Source organism: Frankia sp. AvcI1 (assembly GCF_001420875.1).
GTDB lineage: Bacteria > Actinomycetota > Actinomycetes > Frankiales > Frankiaceae > Frankia > Frankia alni.
The window spans coordinates 169,839-194,475 of the sequence record NZ_LJFZ01000001.1; the positions used below are offsets into that span (position 1 = coordinate 169,839).

Here is a 24,637-nt window from a genome sequence, read left to right on the forward strand (position 1 = left end):
TGACTCCGGCCCGCGCGTCAGGCGCCGGCGGCATTGGCGAGGACGCCGACCAGCGCGGTGACCGCCATCGCCGCGCAGCCGCCCAGCAGGACGCGCAGCGTGGGGCGCAGCAGCGCGGTGCCCGCGGCCCGCGCCGCCAGCGCCCCCGCGACCGCCAGGCCCAGTACGGTCACCGCGACGATCAGCAGGAGGCGGGCGGTGCCCGCGGGCGCCGCCATCCCGACGAACGGCACCAGCGCGCCGAGGGTGAAGCTGGCCGCCGAGGCCGATGCCGCTTGGAGGGGCCGGGCCTGGTTGGTCTCGTTGTGGCCGAGCTCGTCGCGCATGTGGGCGCCGAGGGCGTCGCGCTCGGTCAGCGCGGCGGCGACCTTCTCGGCCAGCTCACGCGGCAGGCCGCGATGCTCGTAGATGCCGACCAGCTCCGCGAACTCCGCGACCGGGCTCGCCGCGAGCTCCGCCCGCTCCGTGGCGAGGTCGGCGCGTTCGACGTCGGCCTGGGCGCTGACCGACACGAACTCGCCGGCCGCCATGGACAGCGCCCCCGCCGTCAGCCCGGCGAGGCCCGCGGTGAGAATCGCACCGCTCGACGCGCCGCTCGCGGCCACGCCGACGACGAGGCTGGAGGTGGACACCAGCCCGTCGTTCGCGCCGAGGACGGCCGCCCGCAGCCAGCCGGCCCGCTGCGCGCCGTGACGCTCCCGGTGTCGAACCATCGTGTTCGCTGCCGCCATGCCGAGCATTTCAGCACGGGCAATCCGGACCGGACGCCCGCGAATGCCCTTCCTCACTGTGACAATCGCCCCCACTGTGACGGCCCCTCCGGTCCCTGCCCGCATCGGCGATCAGGTGCGATCAGGTGTGGTCGGGTCGGACCACCGATCTGCTCGCCGGCCGACGGTCGAGCCAGGTCACGTACTGCCGCAACCCCATGACCTCCNACAGGGTGTGCCTGCTCCAGCCGCCGCCGTCATGCAACCGGGCGTGGTGGGCGACCAGGCGCAGGCCCTGCCCACCGGCCGACTCGGGTCGCAGGGTGGCGCCGAGGGTCACCACCGGCGAGTTCCAGCCGGCTGCGGACCGCTCGATCCGCAGTTGGCGTCCGAGGAGGAATGCCAGCCGGGTCAGTGCCGGCGGATGCCGCCGCGGGTGCACGGTCACGGATCCGACGTGCGGCCAGGAGGCGGCGTCCACCGCGGCCCGCAGCAGCACGTCCGGTGCCACCGNCAGAAAGTCGACCTCGACGCACGCCTCGCCGGTCGGGGCGGCGGGCGGACCGGCGAGGACCAGGCCGTCGGTGTCCGGCAGTACCAGGGCGGGCAGATCGGCGCCGTCAATCTCCCATTCCGTGCCGATGGTCATGCCGGCCGGNCGCGACCGGGGTGGCGGTCGTGTCGGCGGGTCACCTCCAGCATTCTGCCGACCGGCAGCCGTCCCATCCGTCACCTTTCCCACAGCGTCCATCGAGCATGGCAAACATCGGTCGGCCGTCCCAAGGGGGAAAACCCGGGGGCGTTGATCGTCCCGGCCGGGACGATCCGGGTGCGGCCCGCGCGGCCGCCGCGGCGGGTCGGCGCTCGGGTGGCGGAATCGACTGCCCGCTCGGCTGTTTCCGGTCACCCAGCCGCGTGGACGGCGCTCCACCGACATCATCCGCGGCCACCGCCGGACCGATTCCGGTCCGACCGGGCCGTGCTCGAAGTCGCCGCTCGAATCCGCCGCTCGAATCCGCCGATCGAAGCCACCGCTCGAAGCCACCGCTCGAATCCGCCGCGCCGCCACCGGACTCGGCGCGTTGGAACCCCGGCCGGAATCAGCGTGGTCCGCACAGATTCGAACAGATCCGCACCGATCCGCACCGATGCCGCCATCGCGGGTCCCCCAGGGTGAACAATAGATTCGCCACCGTTTCGCACTGAGGATGCCGGGGTGACATCGCCGTGTCTCTTCACGATCCGAAGGGGTCCGACCCGTATCGGTCGGGCGCGGCGCCGGTCCCGGCCGGCCCCAGCAACCCGTACGAGCAGAGCTGGGTGGCCGGTGCCGACCTGGGCAACGCGCTCGCCGCCGGGTGGCGGCCCCGNCCGCAACCCGCGCCCATCGCGCTGGCACCCGGCGAGGTCGTGCTGGCGCAGGGAGCCGTCCGTCTCTGGCAGTACACCGGCCAGGACGTCACGTACAACCAGGGCTTCTTCGTCGCGTTCGGCAGCCCGCTGCNGCTGGGGGCGTCGCTGCTCGGCAGCGCCCTCTACAACGGCAGCCAGCGCCGCCGAGCCGAGGCGGCCGCGGCGGTCCAGTGGCGTCCCACCGCCACCGGGCAGCTCTTCCTGACCAACCACCGGATCGCGCTGGGCCTGTCCTCCGGCTGGATCGACATCGCCTACCCGTACCTGCGCGCCTCCTCGGTGGACGGGACCGGCCTGATCGTCATGGTGGCCGGCCAGCCCCCGGTCCGCCTGGAGGTGTGGCCACCGCACTGGTTCTTCGTCCTGATGCGGTTCCTGGCCTATGGCGAGACGATCCGGGTCGACGTCCCGCCGCATCTGCGCCTCCCGGCCGCCCTCGAGGCCGGCCCGGGCGGGGCAGCCGACGGCCGGCCGCCCGGCGGCTGAGGCGCGGTGTGCGCGGGGCGACNGGTCTGATGCCACCTGTCACACTTTGGGGAATGGTTACCGGGGGACTGGACCGGCCCTACACCGACGGCCGGTGGGACTTCTTCATTTCCTACACGGCGCGGGACCGGGCCTGGGCAGAGTGGATCGCCTGGCAGCTCGAGGCCGCGGGCTTCCGGGTGCTCGTGCAGGCCTGGGACATGGTGGCGGGTTCCAACTGGTCCGCCGCCATGCAGGACGGCATCCGGTACAGCACCCGCACCCTGGCGGTCCTCTCCGGTGCCTATCTGGATTCGGTGTACGGCGAGCAGGAGTGGCAGGCCGCGTTCGTCGCCGACCCGGACGGCGCGGCCCGCCGGCTGCTCCCGGTGCGGATCGAGAACTGCGCGCGTCCCGGGGTGCTCGGCTCGAGGGTCTCCGTCGACCTGTTCGGCCTGGCCGCGCACGGCGCCCGCGACGTCCTCCTGAACGCCGTCCAGGCTGCCATCTCCGGCCGGGCGAAGCCCCCCGCCGAGCCGCATTTCCCCGGCGGCGGACCCATCCCACCGAAAGCCCCGACCGCTCGACGCGCGCCGTTCTTCCCCGGTTTCCCGGACGGCCCGTCCACCGCTGTGACCGGCCCGTCGATCGTGCCGTCGTCTCCCGCGCCGCCCCCTGCCACAGCGGCGCGCCCGCGCAGCGATGCGACCTGGCCGCCGGCCGGCGCGCGGGCCGAGGCGTCCGGCGGCCCCCAGACGGTGCCGCCGATGCGCGCGGAGCCCGAGACGCCAGGGGAATGCCGGGCACTGCTCATCGGCGTGCCCGGTTACGACGACGAGGGGCTGCCCTCGCTGCCGTGGCTCGCGCCGCTCATGGACGCCACGGCCGAGTCCCTGGAACGGGTCGGCTACCGAGCCGACGTCCACGACCGGTCGCGGCTCGGATACAGCGCGATCAAGTCGGCGATCCACGCGTTCCTGCGCGACGCGGCGGCCGAGGACACGCTGCTGCTGGTCCTGGCCGGTCACGGGGTCCACCATGACGGTCGCGACTTCCTCGTCCCCGCCGACGCCGACCTCGGCTACCAGCCGTTCTGGGACCTGTGCGTGCCCCTGGACTGGGCACGCACGATCTCCCGCAGCGCCNCCGGCCGCGTGCTGGTGATCGTCGACGCCGCGGCCGACCTCGCCGACGACGAGGCGCGCGCCGCCATGACCGAGGACGGCTGGGCGCAGGGGCGCCTGCCCGTGGCCGAGGGCACCGAGGTCGCGTACCTGATCCGGCAGACGCCGTCGCCGAGCGTGCGATCGCCGCTGCTTCGGGCCCTGGTGGACGTCCTGGCCAGCCCCGTCGTCCCCGGTGATCTGCGGATTCTCCAGGAGGCGCTGCGCCGTCGCCTGGCCCTCCCCGGGTCGACCGACGCGGCAACCGACGGCTCGGTCAGTGCGGCCGGCTCGGTCGGTGCGGCTGGTTCGGTCGGTGCGCAGGGAACGATCGACCCGGCGACCGTCGCCGACTGCGTCGCCGGCTCGGCGAGTCCGGACGGTGGCGGCGGCGGATCGGCTCCCTGCGCGCTGCGGCTGGTCCTGCACTGCGACCCGCACGAGTTCCGACCGTTCCCGGCCGCTCGGTCGGCCGGTTCACCGGCATCCCCGGAGCATCCCTGGCGGCGCGCCGCCGATCGGCACGCCGCCTGGACCCTCATGGGGGACGGCGCGGCCGCCGAGGAGCTGCGCGCGCAGACCCTCGACCTCGTCGCCCGCCTGGGTAACCAGCGCGACCGCGCCGCGGCCGGTCTGGGCGCCGATCCCTGGCTGGACCAGACGCTCGCGCTGCGCCTGATGAAACGGCTGGAGTTCCTGGTCAGGCGGCTGCCGGCCGATCCCCCTCCGCTCTCGCCCGCCGAGGCCGGCCTGCTGGTCGCGGTGCCTTTTCTGCACGAAGCCCTCTGGACGACCCTGGTGGCACGCGCGTCCGTCGCTCACCCGGCCGGATCCGACCGGGACGGCTGGACGGCCGGACGGGACGCCGAGCGGACGGAGTTCGAGACCTTCACCCGGCTGCACCCTCGGCTGCTGCGCCGCATCGACNGGGCCCGGCGGGCCGCAGACACGGACGCGGCCGAGGCCATCGGCTGGTGGCTCGCACACCGCTGGGTGGCCCGGCGCCCGGAGTCCTACACCGGCCCGGTGCTCGCCGGCCTGCTCGCCGGGGTCGATCCCGAGACGCCGGCCGGGGATGTGTTCACCGCCGCGCGGGCGAGTGCCCTGCTCACCGCGGTGCGCGCCGACCCGGCGTACCTGAACCGGCCCGGCCAGGCCGCGGCGCTGCTCGACCTGGTCACGGTGGCACCCGCGACCGGGGACGAGATGACCCTGCGGGAACGGTTCGTCGGCTACCTGCTGACCATCGGCCAGCGGATGGCCCTCGAACCCGCGGCCCTGCCGGACGTCATCGTCGAGCACCTCGGCGTGGGCGACCCGGTCGACCTCGGCGTGCTGGGCGAGACCATCCGCCAGGCCCAGTGGCAGCATCGGGGTCGGTCCGGCCGGGCGCTGGCCGCCCGCTGCCAGCACCAGGCCGTCCAGGTCGCTCTGGAGCGGCACACCACCGAGCTCGACAGCCTGCTCGCCGAGGCTCACCGGGTCACCGGCGAGATACCGGCACTGGCCCACCTGCCCACCCATGNCACCGCCGACGCCGTGCGCGCCGTCGAGATCGACGGGCAGCCCGCCTACAGCTCGGCCGGTGCCCAGTTCCGGCTGGCCGAGGACAAGGTGCAGGAGCTGCTCATGGGCGAGCAGCTCTACACCAACCGGGGGCTGGCGATCCGCGAGCTCTACCAGAACGTCCTCGACGCCTGCCGCTACCGCCGGGCCCGCGAGGAGTACCTGGCCCGCACCACCGGGCGGCTGAGCGCGTGGACCGGGCGGATCAGCTTCACCCAGGGTTTCGAGCCGGACGGCGGTGCCTACCTCGAATGCCACGACAACGGCATCGGGATGGGCCTGCGCGAGCTCACCGACGTCTTCGCCGAGGCCGGCACCCGGTCGGTGGACCTGCCCGAGGTCATCGAGGAGATGGTCGCCTGGAAGTCCTGCAATCCGCCGATCGAGTTCCATCCGAACAGCCGCTTCGGCGTCGGCGTGCTGTCCTACTTCATGATCGCCGACGAGATCACGATCGACACGTGTCGGCTCGGCCTGGACGGCCGGCCCGGCGACCGGTTCCGGGTCACCATCGCCGNCCCGGGCAACCTCTTCCGGGTCCAGAACCTCGGGCCGGGCGCCGCCGCGGGGACCAGCCTGCGGCTGCACCTGAGCCGCGGGGCGGGCCAGGCCACGGTGTCCTGCGTCGACCTGCTGCGTCGCATTCTCTGGGTCGCCGAGTTCGAGACGCAGGCCACCGAAGGCGTCTCCCGCGCTCACTGGGCCCCCGGCGAGCTGGCCGACTCCGCTCCCGTCGGCGACGGTAGCCCGCTCCAGGGGTCTGCTCGCCGTTGGACGTCGCCGATCGTGCCCGCGGGCGACGGCGTCTGGTGGGCGAATGGTCTTGGTGCGCTGCTGTCCGACGGCCTCTGGGTGGGCCACACCGTGTTCGGCGTCGTTGTCAACCTCACCGGCCCGCTCGCACCCGAGCTGTCGGTCGACCGCAACGAGATCCGCGAGCTGGTCGACGAGNCGGCGGTGGACGGGCGGCTCTCGGCCGCGATACCCCGGCTGCTCGCCGCCGGCGCCTTCGAGCTGACGTACGAGTGGCTGTCGTCCCTCGCTCGCTATTTTCCCCTGGTCGCGGATGCGATCCTTGCCGCGCTGCTGGCCAGCGGCGCCCGGACCTGGCCGTCTGCCGAGGGCGCGGCGGTGCCGATGGAGCGGGTCGGTTGTTTCCCGCTCGATGGCGAGCTCCTGCCGGCGGCGCCGCGCCAGCATTTGGACAGCAACGCCGGCTACTCGTTCCTCCCCGATGCCCTCGTCTTTCGTCGGCTCGAGGTGTGGGCGACCGCCACCAGGCCCGGGCCACCGGCCGAGTCCCGATCCGTGCCGAGCGACCTGGTGCTTGCGGGTATCGGCCGGCCCACGTTCATCCTCACGAAGCCGCTGCGTGAACTGGGCATCGTGCTGTTCCTGGCTGGCCAGCTGCGCCGCCCTCCCGGCGAGATCCATCGGCGGATCGACGCGCTCGGCCTCGGCACGTGGAGCGGCAAGGCCACGACCGTCGCCGCCGTCACCCGGGACGACCTGCTGCTGCTCAGCGCCGATCTGGACGGCCGCGCGCCGTTGCTGGTGTCGGAGATGCCCCTGGGCCATGCCGTACTCGCCGCGCAGAGCCTCGGTCTCGGGCTCGCCGAGGTCGTCGGTCGGTTGCGGGAGCTGGGACTGGAGATCTTCCCCGCCGGAACTGGCGAACTGGAGGTGCGTCCTCTCGACCTCGTCCTGCTCAGCGCTGATCTCACCGGTCGGGCCCCCTGGCTGTCGCGGNATCGGGTCCCGCTGGCCCACGTGCTGCGCGCCGCGCTGCACACCGGCCTGACGATCGACGCGCTGTCCGCCCGCCTGCGGACTCTCGGGCACCGCGCCCACGTGCCGTCCGGCGTGCCGGCCACCCCGTTCGAGCAGGACGACGTTCTGCTGTTCAACGCGGACGAGCGCAACGCACTCGCCCGGTGGCCGGTGCCCGTCGGCTTCGTTCTGCTGGCGGCCGTGCGGACCGCGCGCTCTCCCCGTGAAGTCGCGCGCCGGCTCGCCGCACTGGGTCTTTCGGCGGCGCGGTCCAGCCAGCTGCCGGCGGCCGTGGACAGCTTCGAGCCCGAATTGGTCCACGCCGACTACTCCTGGGACTTCCGCCAGGCGGGGGCGCCGGTCACCCGGATCTCGGTGCTGCGCACCGCGCAGCAGACGGCCGCGCCCCCGGACCAAGTGATCACGCAGCTGCGCGGCCTTGGCTTCACGGTCGCGGACTTCGCCGATGCCGACCCGGCGGACACGCGGACGTTGACTGGTGGTGATGGTTCCGGGCTGCGGCGCCTCGCCCATGGCGACCGGGTCGGTCTGATCGACGTACTCGGGCTCGCCGGGACGCTGGGCCTGCCGGCGGAGTCGTTGGCGGGGCTGTTCGACCGCATCGGTATCGCCGCGCCCGACCTCACCGGTTTCGAGCCGAAGCCCGAGGACGCCGTCCTGTTCAGCACCCGTCTCGATGGCGCGGTGCTGTCGGTGGCGCGGGACCGCGGCGCCGCCTTCCCGGTCGCCCACCTGCTGGCCGCCGCCACGCGGCTCGGCCGCAGTCCCGCCGAGCTTGCGGAGCGGGTCCGCTACCTGGGCGTGGCGGTTCCCGATCCGGACGGCTGGGATGCGTCGCCGCTGGCCACCGAGGACGTTCGTCTGCTGTCGCGCGACGCCGGTCTCGATGGCCCGTGGCTGCCGGCGAAGACGATGTCAGCCGCTCAGGTGCTGCATGTCGCGGCGGCGACCGGCCGGTCGCCGAGTGAGATTGCGCGCCGCCTCGGCGACCTCGGGTTTCGCACCGGCGCGGTGCCCGAGATCGCCCTCACCACAGCGGAGGACCGGATTCTCACCGCGTTGCTGAGCCCGGCGAACCCCCGGGGGGCCCAGCGGATCTGGGCGGAGCCCACCCGAGCCGGGCTCCTTGCCGCCGCGCGGCTGTCGGGCCGCTCGCCGTGGGACCTCGCGCGCTGGCTGCGCGGCCTTGGGCTGCGGCCGGAGGCCATGACCGCCGGGCCGGACGGCGTCGCGCCCTGGGACCGCAACCTCGACGTGGAGGTGACCGACGACGATCTCGACCTGTTGAGTCGGGACGTCGACGGGCAGGCGCCGTGGCTCGCCGACGGAGCCGTCCCGCCGGGACATGTGCTTGCCGTCGCCGGGCTGACCGGGCGGCGCCCGGCGGACCTCGTCGACGCGCTGTACCGGCTGGGTTTCGCGACGGCGGATCTCGGCGGCGAGGCCGTCACCGGGTACGCCGCACCGGCCGCCGTCGACGCGGTGGATCTCGTGCTGCTCAGCCGTGATCTGAACGGAGAGTCGCCGTGGCTGGCCGGCGGGCGCCTGCCGCGGGCGCATCTGTTGCACGCGGCCTGCGTGCTCGGCTGTGACGTCGCGGAGGTGCGGGAGCGCTACGCCCGGCTCGGGTTCGGTGTGCCGGACGGGATGCGGGAGATGGACCGCGTCGAGCGGACCGCGGTGACCGTCGCGTTCTACCGCGCCGACACCGCCGACCCGCAGCTGACACCGGTGTCGGCCGCCGCGACGCTCGGGGTCGCCGAGTTCANCGGCCGGGCGCCCGGCGAGGTCGCGCGGACCTTCACCGACCTCGATCTGCACGTCGACCACGGCCGCCTCGACCCTGCTGTGCGCCGCCTCGGCCTGGCCGTACGCCTCCCTGAGCTGGATGGGACGGCGTCGGCGGCGGGGCTGACCACACGGGATGTACTGCTGCTCAGCGCCCGGCTGGACGGTCGAGGGCCGTGGCTCGGGCGCGGGCCGGTGCCACTCGCCCACGTCATCGGCGCAGCCGGCTACCTGCGGTGGACGCCGGGCCGGGTCGCCGACCGACTGGCCGCGCTCGGCTGCGACGTCCCGCGGCTGTTCGACGCGGCCCGGGAGGCGTTCATCGACGGTGTCGACGGCGCGCTCGTCGACCTGCTGCGCGATCACCAGGGCCGGCATGTCGACCGGGCGTTCTCCCGCGCCGAGGTCCTCGTCGCGTCGTGGCGCTACCGCTGGACGCCGCGGCGCATCGTCGACCGGCTGGCCGAGCTGGGCTTCGCGGTACCCGCCCGGGCGACCTTCGACCGCTGACGGCGGCCAGCCCGCTGACGGCGGCCCGTCCGTCGACGGCCGGCCGACGGGCCCGCCCGGCCGGCGTCCCGCGCGCCCACCCGCGGGCGGTCCGTGGACCCGGGACGTCCCGTCAGGTCGGGGAGCCGGCCCACAGGTCGGGGCCGAAGACCTCGTAGCGGATCCGCTGCGCCGGTACGCCGCGGCGCAGCAGGCCGGCGCGGGCGTCGCGCAGGAACGGCAGCGGTCCACACAGGTAGGCGCGGGCACCGTCGGGCAGGGGGACCGCGTCGAGGTCGACCGTGCCGCTGTGGCGGGACTCGCCCCGCGACCCGCCGGCGCCCGCCGTCGCGCCCGTGCCCGTCGCGGTGCCGATGCCCGCCGGCCTGCCGACACCGGACTCGTACCAGGTGTGCAGCCGGAAGTCCCGCAGCAGGGCACCCATCTCGAGCATCTCGGAGCGCAGCGCGTGGTGGTCGGGGGAGCGGTCGGCATGCACGGCCACGACCGGGCGTTCCGGCTGCAGGCGGGCCGTGTGGCCGAGCATCGCGATCATCGGGGTGACGCCGATGCCCGCGCTGATCAGCACGAGCGGGTCGGCGCCGGTGGCGAGCGTGACGTCGCCGGTCGGCGGGCTCACGTCCAGGATGTCGCCGACCTTGACCTGGTCATGCAGGTGGGAGGAGACGGCGCCCGCGGGCGCGCCGGCGGGGCCCGGCACCCGGCGCACGGTGATCCGCAGGCTGCCGGCACCGGGCGCCCGGGACAGGCTGTACTGCCGGGCCTGCCGGCCGCCGCCGGGCAGGTCCACCGCGACGGAGACGTACTGTCCGGCGAGGAACGTCGGCAGTGGTTCGGGGCCGGCCGGCACGAGGTCGAAGGAGATCACCTCGGCCGTCGCCACCGTGCGCGCGGTCACCCGCCAGGGCCGCCAGACGCGATCCGGGTCCGCGCCGACGCGCTGGGAGATCCGACCCTCCTCGGCGATGAGTGCGGTGGNGAACAGCCAGTAGACCTCGTCCCACGCGTCGTGCACCTCGCGGGTCACCGCGTCGCCGAGCACCTCGCCGACCGCGGCGAGCAGATGCTGTCCGACGATCGTGTACTGCTCGGGCCGAACCCCCAGTGACACGTGCTTGTGCGCGATGCGGCGCAGCACCGGGGCGAACGACGACGAGCCCGGGCCGGCGAGAAGATGNCCGGCGTAGGCGACGATGGCCGCGGCCAGCGCCTGCCGCTGCTCACCGGTGGCCTGGTTGCCCTGGTTGAACAGGTTCAGCAGCTCGGGATGGGCGTCGAACACGCGCGGGTAGAACGCGGCGGTGATCTCGACGGCATGTTCGGCGACCACGCCCGCGGTCGCTCCGACGACGGCGGCGGAACGTTCGGACAGCATGGGATGACCTCCGGACTTGGATGCCGGCGCGCGGCGCCGGGCAGGGGCCCGCGGCGCGGCCCGGCCCGCCCCGGAACACGCCGGCACGGCACCTGCGCGCCTGCGCGTCCGGGCCGGGGTGTTGCCGGCCGGGAGACCGGGCGCGGCTGGCCCGGCGGTGGGACTGGCCCGGCGGTGCGGCTGGCCCGGGGGTGGGGCTGGTGCGGCGGTGCGGCTGGTGCGGCGGGCCGGCGGTGGCGGGCGATGTGGCCTGATGCGGGTGGCCCGCACGGGCCGTCGGCCAGGCGGTGTGGTGTGTGCGTGGCGTCGTCAGCCGTCCGGCGGAGCCCCCGGCCGTTCCTCGCGCGCGCCAGCCGCCGTGGGCGTGCCCGACGCGCCATCGGTGCAGGTCGGACGCCTCGCCTGGTGGGGACNGGTGGTGCGGGTCAGGCGCATGGTGACGCCCAGGCCGGGACGGTGCTCATCCGGGACCAGCTCCGCTTCTACGTGTTGTAGTAGCAGGACGGCCTCAGCATAGGTAACGGGGGCGCCCACGTCCCCGGATGGCGCCATGGCGTCCTTCACACGACGGTGCGCGCCCGGCGTCGCTCCGTGTCAGGACAGACGGTGGTGTCACGATGCAGCCGACTGGAANTGCCNGATGACCAGCGCCGGCACACCGGCCCTGGCGGCTCGCGCTGCTTCGGGCACCATGTCGTCCAGGCACCACGGCCACCGCTCCCACGGTCCCACCTCCGCGAACGTGCCCTGTTGGTCGGCCGGCCCCGACGGTTCGTCGGCCGGCGCGGAAGGCTCCTCGCAGCGACGCACGCGCAGTCCCACCGCCAGCGCGGCTCGCAGATAGTCCCCGATCAGGTGGCGGTGGGCACTCAGATGTCCAGGTCGGCCATCCGCACCGCGGACGGAGGGAATCGAGCCCAGCGCCACCGTCTCGGGGTGCATGTCGGAGATCACCAGGTGACCGCCTGGACGCAGGACCCGGGCGAACTCCGCCAGGACCGGCCCGAGCGTGCCGATGTGGGTCAGCGCCAGGGCGCACACGACCAGGTCGAACTCGGNGTCGGCCACGGGGAGCCGGTTCAGATCACCGAGCAGGAACTGGCCCTGCGGCACCCGAGTACGTGCGCGGGCGAGCATGTCGGGCGAGCGGTCCACGCCGATGACCCGATGGCCATGCCCGNCGAGAAACTCGGCGTAGCGACCGGTCCCGCACGCGGCGTCCAGAGCAACACCGACGGGCAGCGGGTCCACGATCTCCCTGACCACGGGTTCGTCGACGTCGAACGCCCCGTTGGGCCCGTCATACGTCGCTGACCACAGCCGATAGCCCGGAGCAGTTCCCGCACCTGCGTCATGGCCGGCCATGGCGGCAGAAGGACGTCGCCGACATCGAGACACTCCGCCTGCTGGTCGCCCAGGAGAGGGCGGCCCAGCGGATACAGGCCGCGACGCGGGAGACGCCGTAGCGGGCCGGCGCGGGCACGATCCGGTCGTTGTCGCCGCCGAGGTGTCGCGGTCGGCGAAGCGGCATGCGGGTTTCGAGGCGACAGTTCGTCGGCGGTCGTTCGTCGCGGCGAACGGCGGGGACGGCCGCGGCGGGTAGGTTCCGCGGTGATGACGGGACCGAGTAGGAGCGGGGGCCTAAACAGCCAGGGCGCCCTCTGGGAAGCAGTCGAGCGGATGGTCTCGTTCGGCCCGCGGCTGCCCGGCTCACCGGCGCACCACCGCCACATCGACGACCTTGACGCGCAGTTGCGGAGGCTGGGCCTGGCGGTGACCCGCCATCCCGTCCCCCTGGCCCGCTGGCTCGCCGACGACTGGGCGCTACGCGTCGTCGACGCGCGAGGGGTGAGCGTCACGGTGCCCGTCGCCTCCTACCGTCCGTACTCCGGGGAGACGTCGACCCGCGGGGTGACGGCGACGGTGGTGGACGTCGGCGCGGGCGGCGCGGCGGACTACCGGGGCCGGTCGGTGGCGGGTGCGATCGTGCTCGCCGACGCGCCGGTCGCCCGGCTGCCCGCGGCGGTGCTCACCGACCTCGCCGACGCCGTCGAGCCGCCCGACGCGCGGGCGCTGCTCGCCGCCGAGGACTACTCGCGGGTGTGGCTCGGCGTCCCGGCACCACCCGATCTCGCCCTCGCCCGCCGGCACGGTGCCCTCGCGATGATCGAGATCCTCGATCTGCCACCGGCGCTGGCCGCCGGCCAGTACACCCCGCACCAGCAGCCGTACGCCGGCCTGCCGACCCTGCACGTCGACCGCGAGCAGGGCGCCCGACTGCGAGCCCTGCTCGCGGCCGGCCCGCTGCGGGCCACCGTCGTCCTGACCGCCCGCCACGACGACAGCTCCGTCGACTACCTGTTGGCCCGGCTGCCCGACTCCGACCGCGACCGCGACTGCAGCCCCGACCCCGACTGCAGCCCCGACCCCGACCCCGAGTGCGGCGCCGACCGAAACCGCGACCCCGACCCCCGCGGCTCGGCGCGGGCGGGCGGCGACGTGCTTGTCGCCACGCACACCGACGGGCAGAACGCGATCGAGGAGAACGGCGGGCCGGCCCTGCTCGCGCTCGCCGAGCGGCTCGCCCGCCGGGGCCCGGCCGCGCGGCGCAGGCGCGACGCGGTGTTCCTGTTCTCCCCGGCGCACATGACCGCCGACGCGGCGACGGTGAAGCCCGACGCCTGGCTGCGCCGCCACCCGCGGCTGCGGGACCGCCTCGCGATGGCGCTCGTCGCCGAACATCTCGGCGCGACGGGCTGGGACGAAGGCGGCGGCACCGTGCCCTACGGGCCGACCGGCCGCAGCGAACCCGTCGTCGTCGCCGTCGGACACAGCGAACGGCTGCGCCGGCTCGCGCTCGACGAGGTGCGGGCCGGCGGGCTCACCCGGGCCGCCGTGCTCCCACCGGCTGCCGACGGGCTCTACGGCGAGGGCACGTTCCCCTACCGGCTCGGCCTGCCGACGGCGGCGTTCATCAGCGGGCCGGCGTACCTGCTCCAGGTCGGCCCGGGCGACCAGCTCGACAAGCTCGACCCGGCGTTGCTGCACCGGCACACCGTCTTCCTCGCCCGCCTGCTCGACCGGATGCTCGCCCAGCCCCACATCGACCGGGCCGGGAATTCCTCAGCTCAGCGAGCCCAGAAAGGCGCGTAGCACCTGACGCATCTCCGCCGGCCGCTCGAGCCACGGAGAGTGCCCGGCGTTGTCCAGCGGCACCCACCGGCCACGCGGCGCCAGGTCCGCAACCTCGCGCGCCCCCGTGGGATCGGGGTCGCGCCTGCCGTGAACGACGAGCACCGGCACCGTGAGTCGCCGCAGGTCGTCGTCGATGCCAGCATCGAGTCGAGCCTTCCAGTCGCTCTGCACCGCGCGCGCCACCGCCTCGGCACGCGGATAGCCGTACAGCGGCTCGCTGTCCAGGACGGTCGCCGCCGCACGGCTGGCGAAGTCCGTGGACCACATCAGACGCAGGAACCGTGCCCGGTCGCGTTCGTCCCCGTTGCTTTCCAGGCGTGCGCCGAGCGCCGTCAACTCCTGGCGTTCAGCCGCGGTGAGGCGACTCAGCCGCTCGCGTTGCACGCCGTCCTTCCATCCCCAGCGGATGGCCGTCCCCGCCAGGTAGATGACGCCGAGCGTGCGGTCAGGGTGCGCGAGAGCGTAGAACAGCGCGAGCGCCGNACCCCAGGAATGGCCGCCGACCACCCAACGCTCATGCCGCCAGTGCGTGCGCAGAGCCTCCAGATCGGCCACGAGGGTGGCGATGTCAAACGGCCCGCTCGCCCGAGAGCGTCCACAGCCTCGCTGGTCGTAGAGGTGTACGCGCGCGACATCGTCGACCATCCCCGCGACGGGTTCGAGGTTGTTGGACAGCCCTGGCCCGCCATGCGCGAGAACCATCGGCGGCCCCGACCCCCGCGACAGGGTCCACAGCGACCCGCCCGGCACTGCGACGGCCTCACCTGGTGGCTCCTGCGCGACAGAGGTCACGCGCGTACGGTAGCCGCCGGCCTCAGAAGGCTCCAGCGCCGGCACGGCACGCATATCGGTCCGGCGCTGGCGTCCGGTTGCCGCTGGTCGGTGCGTGATGGTTTGGTGTCTCACCAGGTGCTGCTGCTGTCCCGCAGTGCCCGAACCCGTCCAGCCGTGCCAGAGGAGCAGCGACGATGACGCAGGCGATCCCGGAGCAGTCGTTCGAGCTGGGCCTGGCCGGGAAGGCCGCGGTGGTCACCGGCGCCGGGGCCGGCATCGGGCAGGCCATCGCGGTGGCGCTGGCCCGCGTCGGGGTGTCGGTGGGGCTGGTCGAAATCGATCCGGAGCGTGCCGCGAGCACGCTCGAGATCATCGAGAAGGCGGGCGGCACGGCGCTGACGCTGCCCACCGACGTGATGAACACCGAGGCACTGGCCGGCTCGATCACCGCCGCACACGGGGAGTTCGGTCGGCTCGACATCCTCGTCAACAACGCCGGCGGGGTGAAGGCGAACCGCTTCCTGAAGCAGAGCGAGCGCAGCTGGCGCCGGCACATCGACATCAATCTGGTCAGCATGATCGCGGCGACGTCGACCGCCGCGCCGCTGATCGCCGCGGGCGGTGCCGGCGGGTCGATCCTCAACATCACCAGCATCGAGGGGCAGCGCGCGGCGCCGCTCTACGCCGTCTACGCCGCCTGCAAGGCCGGCATGATCTCCTTCACCCGGACGATGGCCCTCGAACTCGGCGAGGACCAGATCCGGGTCAACGCGCTGGCGCCCGACCACACCGCCACCGCCGGCATGCGCGGCATCTTCGCCGGCCCGGTCGACCCCGACAACCTGCCGCCGCTGTCGCCGGAGCGCCGGACCGAGGTGGAGCGCTACGTCCCGCTCGGCCGCGAGGGCCACGCCGACGAGGTCGGCGACGCGGCGGTGTTCCTCAGCTCCGACCGGGCGAAGTACATCACGGGCGTCACCCTCAACATCGACGGCGGCGCCTGGGCGTCCAGCGGCTGGGGTCGCGCGGGCGACGGCTGGACCCTCTACCCCGGAGACACCTCCGTCACCCTGTGACACCGCTCCCTCGGGAGAGTTCGGCTCAGGCGTCGATGGGTGGGCTCAGACGGCTCGGGATCGCGATCCGGTTCCACGCGTTGATCGTCACGATGGCGAGGATCAGGTCCGCGGCCTCCTTCTCCGACCAGCTCTTCGTGACCAGTGCCCAGGTCTCGTCGGTCACGCCGTCCGGGCCGAGCCGGGTGGCCTCGTCGGTGAGCGCGAGCGCCGCGCGTTCGCGTTCGTCGAAGAACGGCGCCTCCCGCCAGGCCCCGACTGCGAACAGCCGGCGCGAGGACTCTCCGGCCGCGAGGGCGTCCCGGCTGTGCATGTCCACGCAGAACGAGCAGCCGTTGATGATCGAAGCCCTTAGCTTGACCAGCTCAAGGACCGTGCCGTCGACGTTCTGCCGGACGTAGCGCTCCAGGCCGAGCATCGCCCGATACCCCTCCGGCGCGACCTCCGCCACGTTCACCCGCTGGGTCATCTCCTGATCCCCTTCCCGACTGGCCGGGGCCGTGCCGCCCCGGGGCGGGGCCACCCGAACGGCGACCCCTGTGGGGAGGGACGGGGCCGCCGGCCGCGGTGTGACATGCCGCCCGCCCGCCCGCCGCGCCCGCGTCAGTCGCCGCCGCGAGGGGAGGGCAGCTTGCGGGCGATGGTCAGCCCGTCGGCGATCGGCAGCATCACGACCTGTACCCGGGAATCGGCGGCGAGCAGCCGGTTGAACTCCCGGACGGCGACCACCNCCGGATTCTCCGAGCGCGGGCGCACGACTTCACCGTATTGGAGAACATTATCCACGATAATGACCCCGTCGGGGTTCATGCGGGGAACAAGCAGGTCGTAGTAGCGCTGGTAGGAAACCTTGTCCGCGTCGATGAAGGCCAGGTCGAAGGTGGGTTCCTCGGCGAGGTCCGCGAGGCTGTCGGCGGCCGGCCCGAGGACGAGGTCTATCCGGTCGGTGACGCCGGCCCGCNCCCAGTGCTTGCGAGCGATCGTGGTCCATTCCTCGCTGACGTCGAGGCAGAGCAGGCGGCCGTCGGTCGGCAGGCCGCGGGCGATGCACAGGGCCGAGTAGCCGGTGAAGGTGCCGACCTCGACGGCCCGCCGCGGGGCGATCGCGGCGGTCAGGATGGTCAGCAGCGTGCCCTGTTCGGCGGGCACCTGCATCTCCGCCTCGGGCAGTGCGGCGGTGACCGCCGACAGGTCGTCGAGGACCTCGTCGGGCGGTGAGCTGTGCTCGGTCAGATATGCCGCGATTCTGCCGCTGAGAAAGGTGGATTTGGAACCTCGGCCNCCACCCCCGACGACCTGGCGGCGAACCGTCTCGGCACCGAGCGCCGTGACTTCCCGAATGCGTTGCGCCGGGCTTCTTGGCATGATCTGTGGGTACTCCCTCCCTGGTCGCTCGGTGCGAAAGTAACCGTCCGGCATCGGATTGCCGGTGCGTTACCGCGATTCGGCCGGGAAAGAAACGGTAAAGATCACAGATGGGACCCCGGGCGGCGGCGGGCCCAGCGCGGGCCCGTCAGGCTTCTCGCCCGGCCTCGCGGTCCCGGTAGGCATCGTCGACGATGTCGAGGAGCCCGAACTCCGGTTCCGGGAGCCCGAGCTCCGAGGGATGCCGGAGGTGGCCGGCTCCGGCCCGCTGCGGCGGAACCGCCGCGGCGCTCTCGCCGGGCTGCGGGCTCGCCGACGGCAGGTCGAGCACGACGCACAGGCCACCGGTCGCGGCGGGGGCCAGCGTGATCGTCCCACCGTCGGCGGTCACCAGGGCATGCACGATCGCGAGTCCGAGCCCGTGGCCCCGCCGATCGGCGCGCCGCGGCGTCCGGTCCGGGTCGGCGACCCGCCCGTCCGGGCCACCTCGCCCGCCGCCGGATCCCCGATCGGCCCAGGACCCCTGCTCGGTGTCGGGGTCCCGCTCGCCGGCTGAGTCCCGTTCGCTGTCGGGATCCCGTTCGCTGTCGGGATCCCGTTCGCTGTCGGGATCCCGTTCGCTTTCGGATTGTTGCGCCTGTCCCAGCTCGCGCCCGCCGGCCGCGCCGCCGAAGCGGCGGAAGGCCGCCCTGCGCTGCTCGGCGCTCATGCCGCCGCCGTTGTCGGTGACGGTGAGGCGGATCGCCGGTCCGGTCAGGGTCGGCGGGGCCGGCTGCGACTCGATCCGGATCCGGCCGCCGGGCGGGGTGGCCTCGAGCGCGTTGCTGAGCAGGTTGTCGAGGATCTGCTCGAGATGGCCGGGGCCGCTGGTCACGATGTGCGTGTCGTCGACGTCCCAGGTCAGCGCAATGTCCGCGGCGGCGGCCACCGGTCGCCAGATCAGGCAGCGCTGCGCGGTCACCGGCGCGAGGGGAACCCGCCGGGCGGCGGTCGGGGCGTGTTCGGCCCGGGAGACGGCAAGCAGCCCGTCGACCATGCGGGACAGCCGGTGGACCTCGACCAGGGTGCCGGCCACCTCGGCGGCCACGGTGGCGTCGACGTCCTGTTCGAGCAGCTCCAGGCGCAGCCGCATCGCGGTCAGCGGGGTGCGGATCTGGTGGGACACGTCGGCGAGGAAGTGCCGCTGGCTGTCGACGAGGGACTGGATCCGGTCNGCCATCGCGTCGAAGGTCGCCGCGACCTCCCGGACCTCGGGCGGGCCGCCGACGGCCCGGGCCCGGATCGTCAGGTCGCCCGCGCCGAGCTCGCCGGCGGCGTGTCCGAGCCGGCGCAGCGGGCGGCCCACCCAGCGGGCCAGCAGGATGGAGATCGCCNGGGCCGCCAGCGCGACCAGCAGGCCACCGACGGCGATCTTCGTCCACCGTTGATTGATCGAGGCCCGCAGGCCGTAGTCGCTGCGCGCGACCGCGAGGACCCCGACCAGACCGTTCGCGTTGGACACCGGTGCCACGAGGATCATGCGGTGCCCGTTGGCGTCGCTCGGTTCGAGCGTGATGCTGTGGTGGTGCGCACGGTCGAGGTCCTGCGGCGTGACCGGGATGTCCTCGCCGGTGTCGGCCACGGGGGTGTCGTCGGGCCGGTAGAGGCGCAGTTCGTCGGGGGGCACGTCCGCGCTGTCGCGGCGGGGCACCGGCAGCGGCGCGGCGTCCGGTGACAGCCGCCGCCACTTCACCTCGGCGACGTAGGCGTCGGTCGACGCGGACAACCGCAGCCCGAACAGGGCCCGGTCGTGCCGGGTGGCGTCCAGACCCATCGGGACGCACAGCCCGACGAGCAGCGCCGCGGTCAGCAGGAGCTGGGCGGCGAGGATCCGCCGGCTCATCAGCCCGGCAGCTCCTGCCGCCAACCACCCTGCACCGGCAGGCGGGCCGGATCGGCCGGCCCGACCACGCCCCGCGTGCCGGTGCCCCGCGTGCCGGTGCTCTGCGTTCCGGTGCTCTGCGTGCCGGTGGCCTGCGTCGCGGTGGCGTGGGACCTGGCGGCCTGGGCGCCGGCCAGCCGGAAGCCGACCCCGTACACCGTCTCGATCAGTTCCGGTTTGCCCAGTTTGCGGCGGATAGCGCCGATGTGCACGTCGAGGACCTTCGGCGAGCCGAACCAGTCTCCCCAGACCCCGGTGAAGATCTCCTGCCGGGTCCGTACCCGGCCCGGGTCGGCGGCGAGGAAGGCCAGCAGGTCGTACTCGCGGGCGGTGACGGCGACGGGGCGGCCGTCGACGGTGATCCGGCGGCTGCGCCGGTCGAGCGTGAGCGGGCCGTGCCGGAGCAGGTCGGCGTCCCCACCGCCGGTCCGCCCGGCGGTGCGCCGGCGCACGGCCCGCATCCGGGCCAGCAGCTCGGCAAATCCGAACGGCTTGACCAGGTAGTCGTCCGAGCCCAGGTCGAGCGCCTCGACCCGGTCGGCCTCGTCCCCCCGGGCCGTCACGACGATCACCGGGATGTCGGTGCGCTCGCGGATGCGTCCGCACACCTGCGCGCCGTCCATGTCCGGCAGGCCCAGGTCGAGCAGCACCAGGTCGGGCGGGGTGGGACCGGCGATCTGGGTGAGGGCGGCGCCGCCGGTGCGCACCCGGCTCGCCGTGTAGCCGGCCCGGTCCAGCCCGCGGACGAGCTGCGTCCCGAGCCCGTCGTCGTCCTCGACCACCAGGACCCGGGCGCCGCCGGGATCGGGCTGGCGTGGCGGGTCCGGCATCCGTCCCGTGCGGTGGTGGCCTGCGGGCGTCGCCATCTTCCCAGCGTAGGACGTCCAGTGGGGCGAAGTGCGGCGTCCCCGCGGGTGTGAGCGCCGCGTCGCCGACCCCTCACCCACCCGCGGCGGCCTCGCCCTCGCGAAGCGGCTCGACGCTGGTCACCGCGGCGGCGAGCGTCGAGGCAAGTGCGTGCCGCGGCAGGTCGATCAGCCGGGCGGCGAGCAGATCGGGATCGGCGACGGCCCGGCGCGCGGCCGCCAGGGCCTCCCGCTGGGACGGCGCCCGGCCCTCGGCCGTCCGGACGACGCGGATCAGGCCGTCGCGCCAGACGTTGCCGATCTTGCCGTGCGGCCGGTCCAGCAGCCAGCGGGCGAGGCGCATGCCGGGATCCAGGTCGGCGGGGTCGACCGCGGCGAACGTCACCAGGCGGGCACCACCCCAGGCCCCGTCCCCGCCGTCGCCGTGGTGATCGCCGCCGCCTTGGTGATCGGTGGCGGCGTGGTGATCGGCGGTGGCGTGGTGATCGGCGGTGGCGTCGTGCTCGGGCGTGGGAACCCACTTCGCCCGCAGCGGGTCGAGGGCATCCGACCGGCTGCCCCCGGCGCCCAGGACGGGATGATCGGCGGTCACGATCACGGCGAGCCGGTCGGCGTTGACGGCCAGCAGCAGCCGCGTCAGCCACGGGCCCGGATCGTCGGACAGGTCGGCGACGGCGGACAGCGGCCCGCCCGCTCCGGCGGCGGCCGTCGGCAACCCGCGTTCGAGGACCGTCGCAAGGTGTGCGTGGGCCGCCGCGGCCAGCTCCGGGCGCTCGCCGACGAAGACCGACCGGCCCGGCGCCGCCGCGAGGAATGCGGTGGCNGCGGCGAGGACGGGCTGCGCCGGCGGTACCGGCCGGCTCTCGGTGGACTGCCGGCCGCGGGTGTAGATCGCCGTCGGCACCGGCCCGCGCGCCGGCGCCGGGCGGTCGAGGTGCTTCCAGGTGGCCGGGGTCGGCTGGCAGACGTACATGTCGGCGCGGGCGCCGACCGCCTCCGCGCCCTCGTAGGTGTGGAAGGCCGGCCAGATCGCCTCGAAGACGAGCCCCTGGTCGAGCAGGGCCCGCTGCACCTTCCAGCCGAGGGTGGGCACCCGGTCGCTGAACCCGTAGGCGACGAGGACCCGGCCGCGCTCCCGGTCGGCGAGGCCCTGGGCGCCGCGGGCGGCGAACAACGACACGCCCTGCGGGGTGTAGGGCGGGTCGGTGAAGGCGAGATCGGCGCTGCCCGCCACCGACGGCGGCAGCCCGAAGCGCAGGTCCGCGTACAGGCATCGCAGCCGCACGCCCCGCGACCGGGCCGACCGGTCGAGGAACTCCAGCAGGTCCTCGTCGATGTCCACCACCGTGACCGCGGGCCCGCGCCGCGCCGAGCCCGGGGCAGCGCCCGGGGCCGAGGCCGCGGCGGCGGCCAGNAGGACGACGGCCAGCGACGTCAGGTCGTGGTCGCCCACGCACAGCAGATGGGCGTCGCGCAGGTCGTAGTGGGTCGCCAGCCAGACGGCCCGGCGGACCACCGTCGCCGCCGTGGCCGGCACGTGGTCCAGCTCGGCTCGAGGGCGCGGGGCCGAGGCGATGAGCTCGTGCATCGTCGTGACCAGCGCATCGTTGCGGCCGATCGCCGCGGCGAGGGAGTCGAGCGGGGTGNCCGCGCGCAGCTCGTCGTAGTCGATCAGGGCGCGGTAGCGGTCGACGGCGGCGGGCCGCAGCACGAACGTCCCACCGGCCCCGGTCCGCAGATCGTCGCCGAGGCAGCCAAGGATCTCCTCGACCGAGCGGCGCGGCAGCCCCGAGTCCTGGATCAGGGCGCGCAGGGTCCGCGGCCGCTCGGTCAGCGCCGCCACCACGCCGCGGGGCGCCCGTGCGTGCACCCGGTAGCCGTGCAGCAGCGTCGCCAACGACTCCCCGGGCACGGTCACGGACCCCGCCGGCGCATCGGGGGTGGGCGGCGGACCGGCCGGGGGCGGCGGGGTACGGGTGTCGGTCACGCAGATGAGCGTGACACCCCGCCGCGAGCTGTGATTTCACCGCCCCCCGGCTCGGCGGCTAGTCTCGTATCGTGCTCAGAAGGCTTGATCTGCGGGGTGCGGTGCCCTCCGCGGCCGATGTCCGGCGTCTGCTGCCCCGGGCCGCGATCGACGTGGACGCCGCCGTCGACGCCGTCCGTCCCGTCTGCGAGGACGTGCGGACCCGCGGCGACGCGGCCGTTCTGGACGCCGCCGCCCGGTTCGACGGCGTGCGTCCGGCCAGCCTGCGGGTGCCGCAGGCGGCGCTCGACGCCGCCGCCGACGCCCTCGATCCGGCCGTGCGCGACGCGCTCGTCGAGGCGATCCGCCGCAGCCGGGTGGTGCACCGCGCGCAGCTGCGCGAGGCGGTCACGATCGAGGTCGGGCCGGGCCTGACGGTCACCGAGCGGTGGGTGCCGGTCGAGCGGGTCGGGCTGTACGTGCCCGGCGGGCGGGTCGCCTACCCGAGCAGCGTCGTGATGAACGTGGTGCCCGCCCAGGAGGCCGGGGTCGGCTCGCTGGCCGTGTTCTCCCCGCCGCAGCGGGACAACGACGGCCTNCCGCACCCGGTCGTGCTCGGCGCCTGCGCCCTGCTCGGGATCGACGAGGTCTACGCCGCCGGCGGCGCCCAGGCCGTCGCGATGGCCGCCTACGGCACCGCGAGCTGCCCGCCCGTCGACGTCGTCACCGGCCCGGGCAACGTCTACGTGACGGCCGCCAAGCGGCTCGTGCGCGGCGTCGTGGGGGTGGACGCGGAGGCCGGCCCCACCGAGGTCGCGATCCTCGCCGACGCCACCGCGGACCCGGCGTTCGTCGCCGCCGATCTCATCGCCCAGGCCGAGCACGACCCGATGGCGGCCTGCCTGCTCGTCACCTCGTCGGTGGAACTCGCCGACGCCGTCGACATCGAGCTCGGCAAGCAGGTGCCCGCCACGCGCCACCGCGAGCGGGTCGAGGAGGCCCTCGCCGGCCAGGGCGCCGTGGCGCTCGTCGCCGACGTCGACGCCGGCCTCGCGGTCGCCGACGCCTGGGCGGCCGAGCACCTGGAGGTCCAGACCGCCGACGCGGCCGCGGTCGCCGCCCGGGTGCGCCACGCCGGGGCGGTGTTCGTCGGCCCCCACGCCCCCGTCCCGCTGGGCGACTACCTCGCCGGTTCCAACCACGTCCTGCCCACCGGCGGGACGGCGCGGCACTCCGGCGGCCTGGCCGTGGCCGCCTTCCAGCGCCAGGTCCACGTCGTCGAGTCCACCCGCGACGCGCTGCACGCCGTCGCCCCGCGCCTCGCCGCGCTCGCCGGGGCCGAGGATCTCACCGCACACGCCGACGCCGTGGAGGCTCGATTCCGATGACGATCCAGGCGTCCCACCCCGCCGAGGCCGGCCCTGCCGGGGACGACCGGCCCTGGCGCCCGCTCGACATCGACGGGCTGCCGCTGCGCGACAGCCTGCGTGGGCTGTCCCCCTACGGGGCGCCGCAGCTTGACGTGCCGGTGCTGCTCAACACCAACGAGAACCCGCACCCGCCGTCGATCGGCCTGGTCGACGCGCTCGGCAAGGCCGCGACCCTCGTCGCCACCGAGGCCAACCGCTACCCCGACCGCGACGCCGAGGCCCTGCGCGCCGACCTCGCCTACTACCTCACGCCCGACGCCGGGTTCGGCGTGCACACCGCCCAGGTCTGGGCCGCCAACGGCTCCAACGAGATCCTCCAGCAGCTCTGCCAGGCGTTCGGCGGCCCCGGGCGGGTCGCGGTCGGTTTCGAGCCGTCCTACTCGATGCACCGGCTCATCGCCCTGGCCACGGCGACCGAGTGGGTCCGCGAGGAGCGCGCGGCGGACTTCACCCTCTCCGCAGAGACCGTGACCGCGGCCGTCGAGCGCCACCGCCCGGCGCTGCTGTTTCTCTGCTCGCCGAACAACCCGACCGGCACGGCCCTGCCCCTGGACGTCGTCGTCGCCGCCTGCGAGGCGATGGCGCGCGTCGGCAGCGGCATGGTCGTCGTCGACGAGGCGTACGCCGAGTTCCGCCGGGCCGGGGTGCCCAGCGCCCTGACGCTGCTGCCCCGCCACCCGCGCCTCATCGTCACCCGCACGATGAGCAAGGCGTTCGCCCTCGCCGGCGCCCGGGTCGGCTACCTCGCCGCGCACCCCGCCGTCGTCGACGCGCTGCAGCTCGTCCGGCTGCCCTACCACCTGTCCAGCTTCACCCAGGCCGTCGCCCGTACCGCGCTCGCGCACGCCGACGAGCTGCTCGCCACGGTGGAGGCGGTCAAGGCGCAGCGGGACCGTATCGTGGTGAAGCTGGGGGCCCTCGGCCTGCGGCTCGCGCCCAGCGACGCGAACTTCGTGTTCTTCGGCCTGTTCGCCGACCAGCGTGCGGTGTGGCGCGGCCTGCTCGACGCGGGGGTGCTCGTCCGCGACGTCGGCCTGCCCGGCTGGCTGCGGGTCACCGCCGGCCTGCCCGCCGAGGTCGACGCGTTCCTCGCCGCGCTCGGCCGCGTCCTCGCCGGCAGCGACGTCGCCGCGGACGGCATCGTCACCCTGGCCGGGGGCTGACCCCGCCGCTCCTGCTGCCGCCCTGCCGCTTCCGCCCTGCTGCTTCCGCCCTGCCGCTTCCACCTCGCCGCGCGGCTTTCGTCCCGCCGCTTTCGTCCCG

The 24,637-nt window shown here is 74.5% G+C and carries 10 protein-coding genes and 13 pseudogenes; 6 read left to right on the forward strand and 17 right to left on the reverse strand.

Annotated elements, in window-relative coordinates:
- Positions 1-17 precede the first annotated feature (17 nt).
- Positions 18-731 (reverse strand): VIT family protein, encoded by a 714-nt coding sequence (locus UK94_RS00745; RefSeq protein WP_041940863.1) that lies wholly within the window; start codon positions 729-731, stop codon positions 18-20.
- A gap of 1,931 nt (positions 732-2,662) precedes the next feature.
- Here UK94_RS00745 and UK94_RS35665 point away from each other — a divergent pair.
- On the forward strand, positions 2,663-3,733 hold a 1,071-nt coding region (locus UK94_RS35665), incomplete at its 3' end, for a toll/interleukin-1 receptor domain-containing protein (protein WP_235486011.1).
- Positions 3,734-9,518: 5,785 nt separating this feature from the next.
- Here the strand turns inward: UK94_RS35665 and UK94_RS35670 are convergent.
- The 6 genes and pseudogenes from UK94_RS35670 to UK94_RS72500 all read right to left on the reverse strand — a co-directional run.
- A complete protein-coding gene (locus tag UK94_RS35670; protein WP_268761177.1) occupies positions 9,519-10,304 on the reverse strand; it encodes an FAD-binding oxidoreductase in 786 nt (261 codons plus the stop codon).
- 81 nt (positions 10,305-10,385) lie between these two features.
- A pseudogene (locus tag UK94_RS35675) lies at positions 10,386-10,583 on the reverse strand (globin domain-containing protein); the annotation flags it as partial.
- Between the two features lies 1 nt (position 10,584).
- Positions 10,585-10,781 (reverse strand): annotated as a pseudogene (locus tag UK94_RS35680) (hemin transporter); the annotation flags it as partial.
- Between the two features lie 639 nt (positions 10,782-11,420).
- A pseudogene (locus tag UK94_RS35685) lies at positions 11,421-11,839 on the reverse strand (methyltransferase domain-containing protein); the annotation flags it as partial.
- Between the two features lies 1 nt (position 11,840).
- Positions 11,841-11,961 (reverse strand): annotated as a pseudogene (locus UK94_RS35690) (methyltransferase domain-containing protein); the annotation flags it as partial.
- A 1-nt stretch (position 11,962) separates the two neighbouring features.
- Positions 11,963-12,146, reverse strand: a pseudogene (locus UK94_RS72500) (hypothetical protein); the annotation flags it as partial.
- Between the two features lie 315 nt (positions 12,147-12,461).
- Here UK94_RS72500 and UK94_RS00775 point away from each other — a divergent pair.
- Positions 12,462-13,934, forward strand: coding sequence for a hypothetical protein (locus UK94_RS00775; protein ID WP_231861189.1), 1,473 nt, complete (start codon positions 12,462-12,464; stop codon positions 13,932-13,934).
- A gap of 1,010 nt (positions 13,935-14,944) precedes the next feature.
- A complete protein-coding gene (locus UK94_RS00785) occupies positions 14,945-15,826 on the forward strand; it encodes a glucose 1-dehydrogenase (protein ID WP_055748280.1) in 882 nt (293 codons plus the stop codon).
- 25 nt (positions 15,827-15,851) lie between these two features.
- Here UK94_RS00785 and UK94_RS00790 read toward each other — a convergent pair whose 3' ends face one another.
- The 10 genes and pseudogenes from UK94_RS00790 to UK94_RS35730 all read right to left on the reverse strand — a co-directional run.
- On the reverse strand, positions 15,852-16,295 hold the full coding sequence (locus UK94_RS00790) for a carboxymuconolactone decarboxylase family protein (protein ID WP_041939607.1): 444 nt from the start codon (positions 16,293-16,295) through the stop codon (positions 15,852-15,854).
- Between the two features lie 134 nt (positions 16,296-16,429).
- Positions 16,430-16,556, reverse strand: a pseudogene (locus UK94_RS35695) (O-methyltransferase); the annotation flags it as partial.
- Position 16,557: 1 nt separating this feature from the next.
- A pseudogene (locus UK94_RS35700) lies at positions 16,558-16,787 on the reverse strand (class I SAM-dependent methyltransferase); the annotation flags it as partial.
- A 1-nt stretch (position 16,788) separates the two neighbouring features.
- Positions 16,789-17,107: pseudogene (locus tag UK94_RS35705) on the reverse strand (O-methyltransferase); the annotation flags it as partial.
- Between the two features lie 232 nt (positions 17,108-17,339).
- Positions 17,340-18,404, reverse strand: a 1,065-nt coding sequence (locus tag UK94_RS35710; RefSeq protein WP_235486013.1) for a HAMP domain-containing sensor histidine kinase, incomplete at its 5' end; no start/stop codon positions are given.
- A 1-nt stretch (position 18,405) separates the two neighbouring features.
- Positions 18,406-18,560, reverse strand: a pseudogene (locus UK94_RS35715) (HAMP domain-containing protein); the annotation flags it as partial.
- A gap of 512 nt (positions 18,561-19,072) precedes the next feature.
- On the reverse strand, positions 19,073-19,978 hold the full coding sequence (locus UK94_RS00805; RefSeq protein ID WP_235486015.1) for a response regulator transcription factor: 906 nt from the start codon (positions 19,976-19,978) through the stop codon (positions 19,073-19,075).
- A gap of 73 nt (positions 19,979-20,051) precedes the next feature.
- Positions 20,052-20,801, reverse strand: a pseudogene (locus tag UK94_RS35720) (putative methyltransferase); the annotation flags it as partial.
- 1 nt (position 20,802) lies between these two features.
- Positions 20,803-21,392, reverse strand: a pseudogene (locus UK94_RS35725) (bis-aminopropyl spermidine synthase family protein); the annotation flags it as partial.
- A 1-nt stretch (position 21,393) separates the two neighbouring features.
- Positions 21,394-21,566, reverse strand: a pseudogene (locus UK94_RS35730) (bis-aminopropyl spermidine synthase family protein); the annotation flags it as partial.
- Between the two features lie 470 nt (positions 21,567-22,036).
- Between UK94_RS35730 and UK94_RS35735 the strand changes: the two are divergent.
- From UK94_RS35735 to UK94_RS00820, 3 genes and pseudogenes are all read left to right on the forward strand, one after another.
- Positions 22,037-22,542 (forward strand): histidinol dehydrogenase (locus tag UK94_RS35735; RefSeq protein WP_235486017.1); only part of this gene is annotated, 506 nt, incomplete at its 3' end.
- Position 22,543: 1 nt separating this feature from the next.
- Positions 22,544-23,332, forward strand: a pseudogene (gene hisD, locus UK94_RS35740) (histidinol dehydrogenase); the annotation flags it as partial.
- Positions 23,329-24,537 (forward strand): histidinol-phosphate transaminase, encoded by a 1,209-nt coding sequence (locus UK94_RS00820; RefSeq protein ID WP_055748285.1) that lies wholly within the window; start codon positions 23,329-23,331, stop codon positions 24,535-24,537. The pseudogene hisD and the gene UK94_RS00820, both read left to right, overlap by 4 nt.
- Positions 24,538-24,637: the final 100 nt, after the last annotated feature.

Bases quoted from the DNA above. Each gene is read 5' to 3' on its own strand.
- UK94_RS00775 (WP_231861189.1), top strand. From the start codon at position 12,462: ATGGTCTCGTTCGGCCCGCGGCTGCCCGGCTCACCGGCGCACCACCGC.
- UK94_RS00805 (WP_235486015.1), bottom strand. From the start codon at position 19,978: ATGGCGACGCCCGCAGGCCACCACCGCACGGGACGGATGCCGGACCCG.
- UK94_RS00785 (WP_055748280.1), top strand. From the start codon at position 14,945: ATGACGCAGGCGATCCCGGAGCAGTCGTTCGAGCTGGGCCTGGCCGGG.
- UK94_RS00790 (WP_041939607.1), bottom strand. From the start codon at position 16,295: ATGACCCAGCGGGTGAACGTGGCGGAGGTCGCGCCGGAGGGGTATCGG.
- UK94_RS00745 (WP_041940863.1), bottom strand. From the start codon at position 731: ATGGCGGCAGCGAACACGATGGTTCGACACCGGGAGCGTCACGGCGCG.
- UK94_RS00820 (WP_055748285.1), top strand. From the start codon at position 23,329: ATGACGATCCAGGCGTCCCACCCCGCCGAGGCCGGCCCTGCCGGGGAC.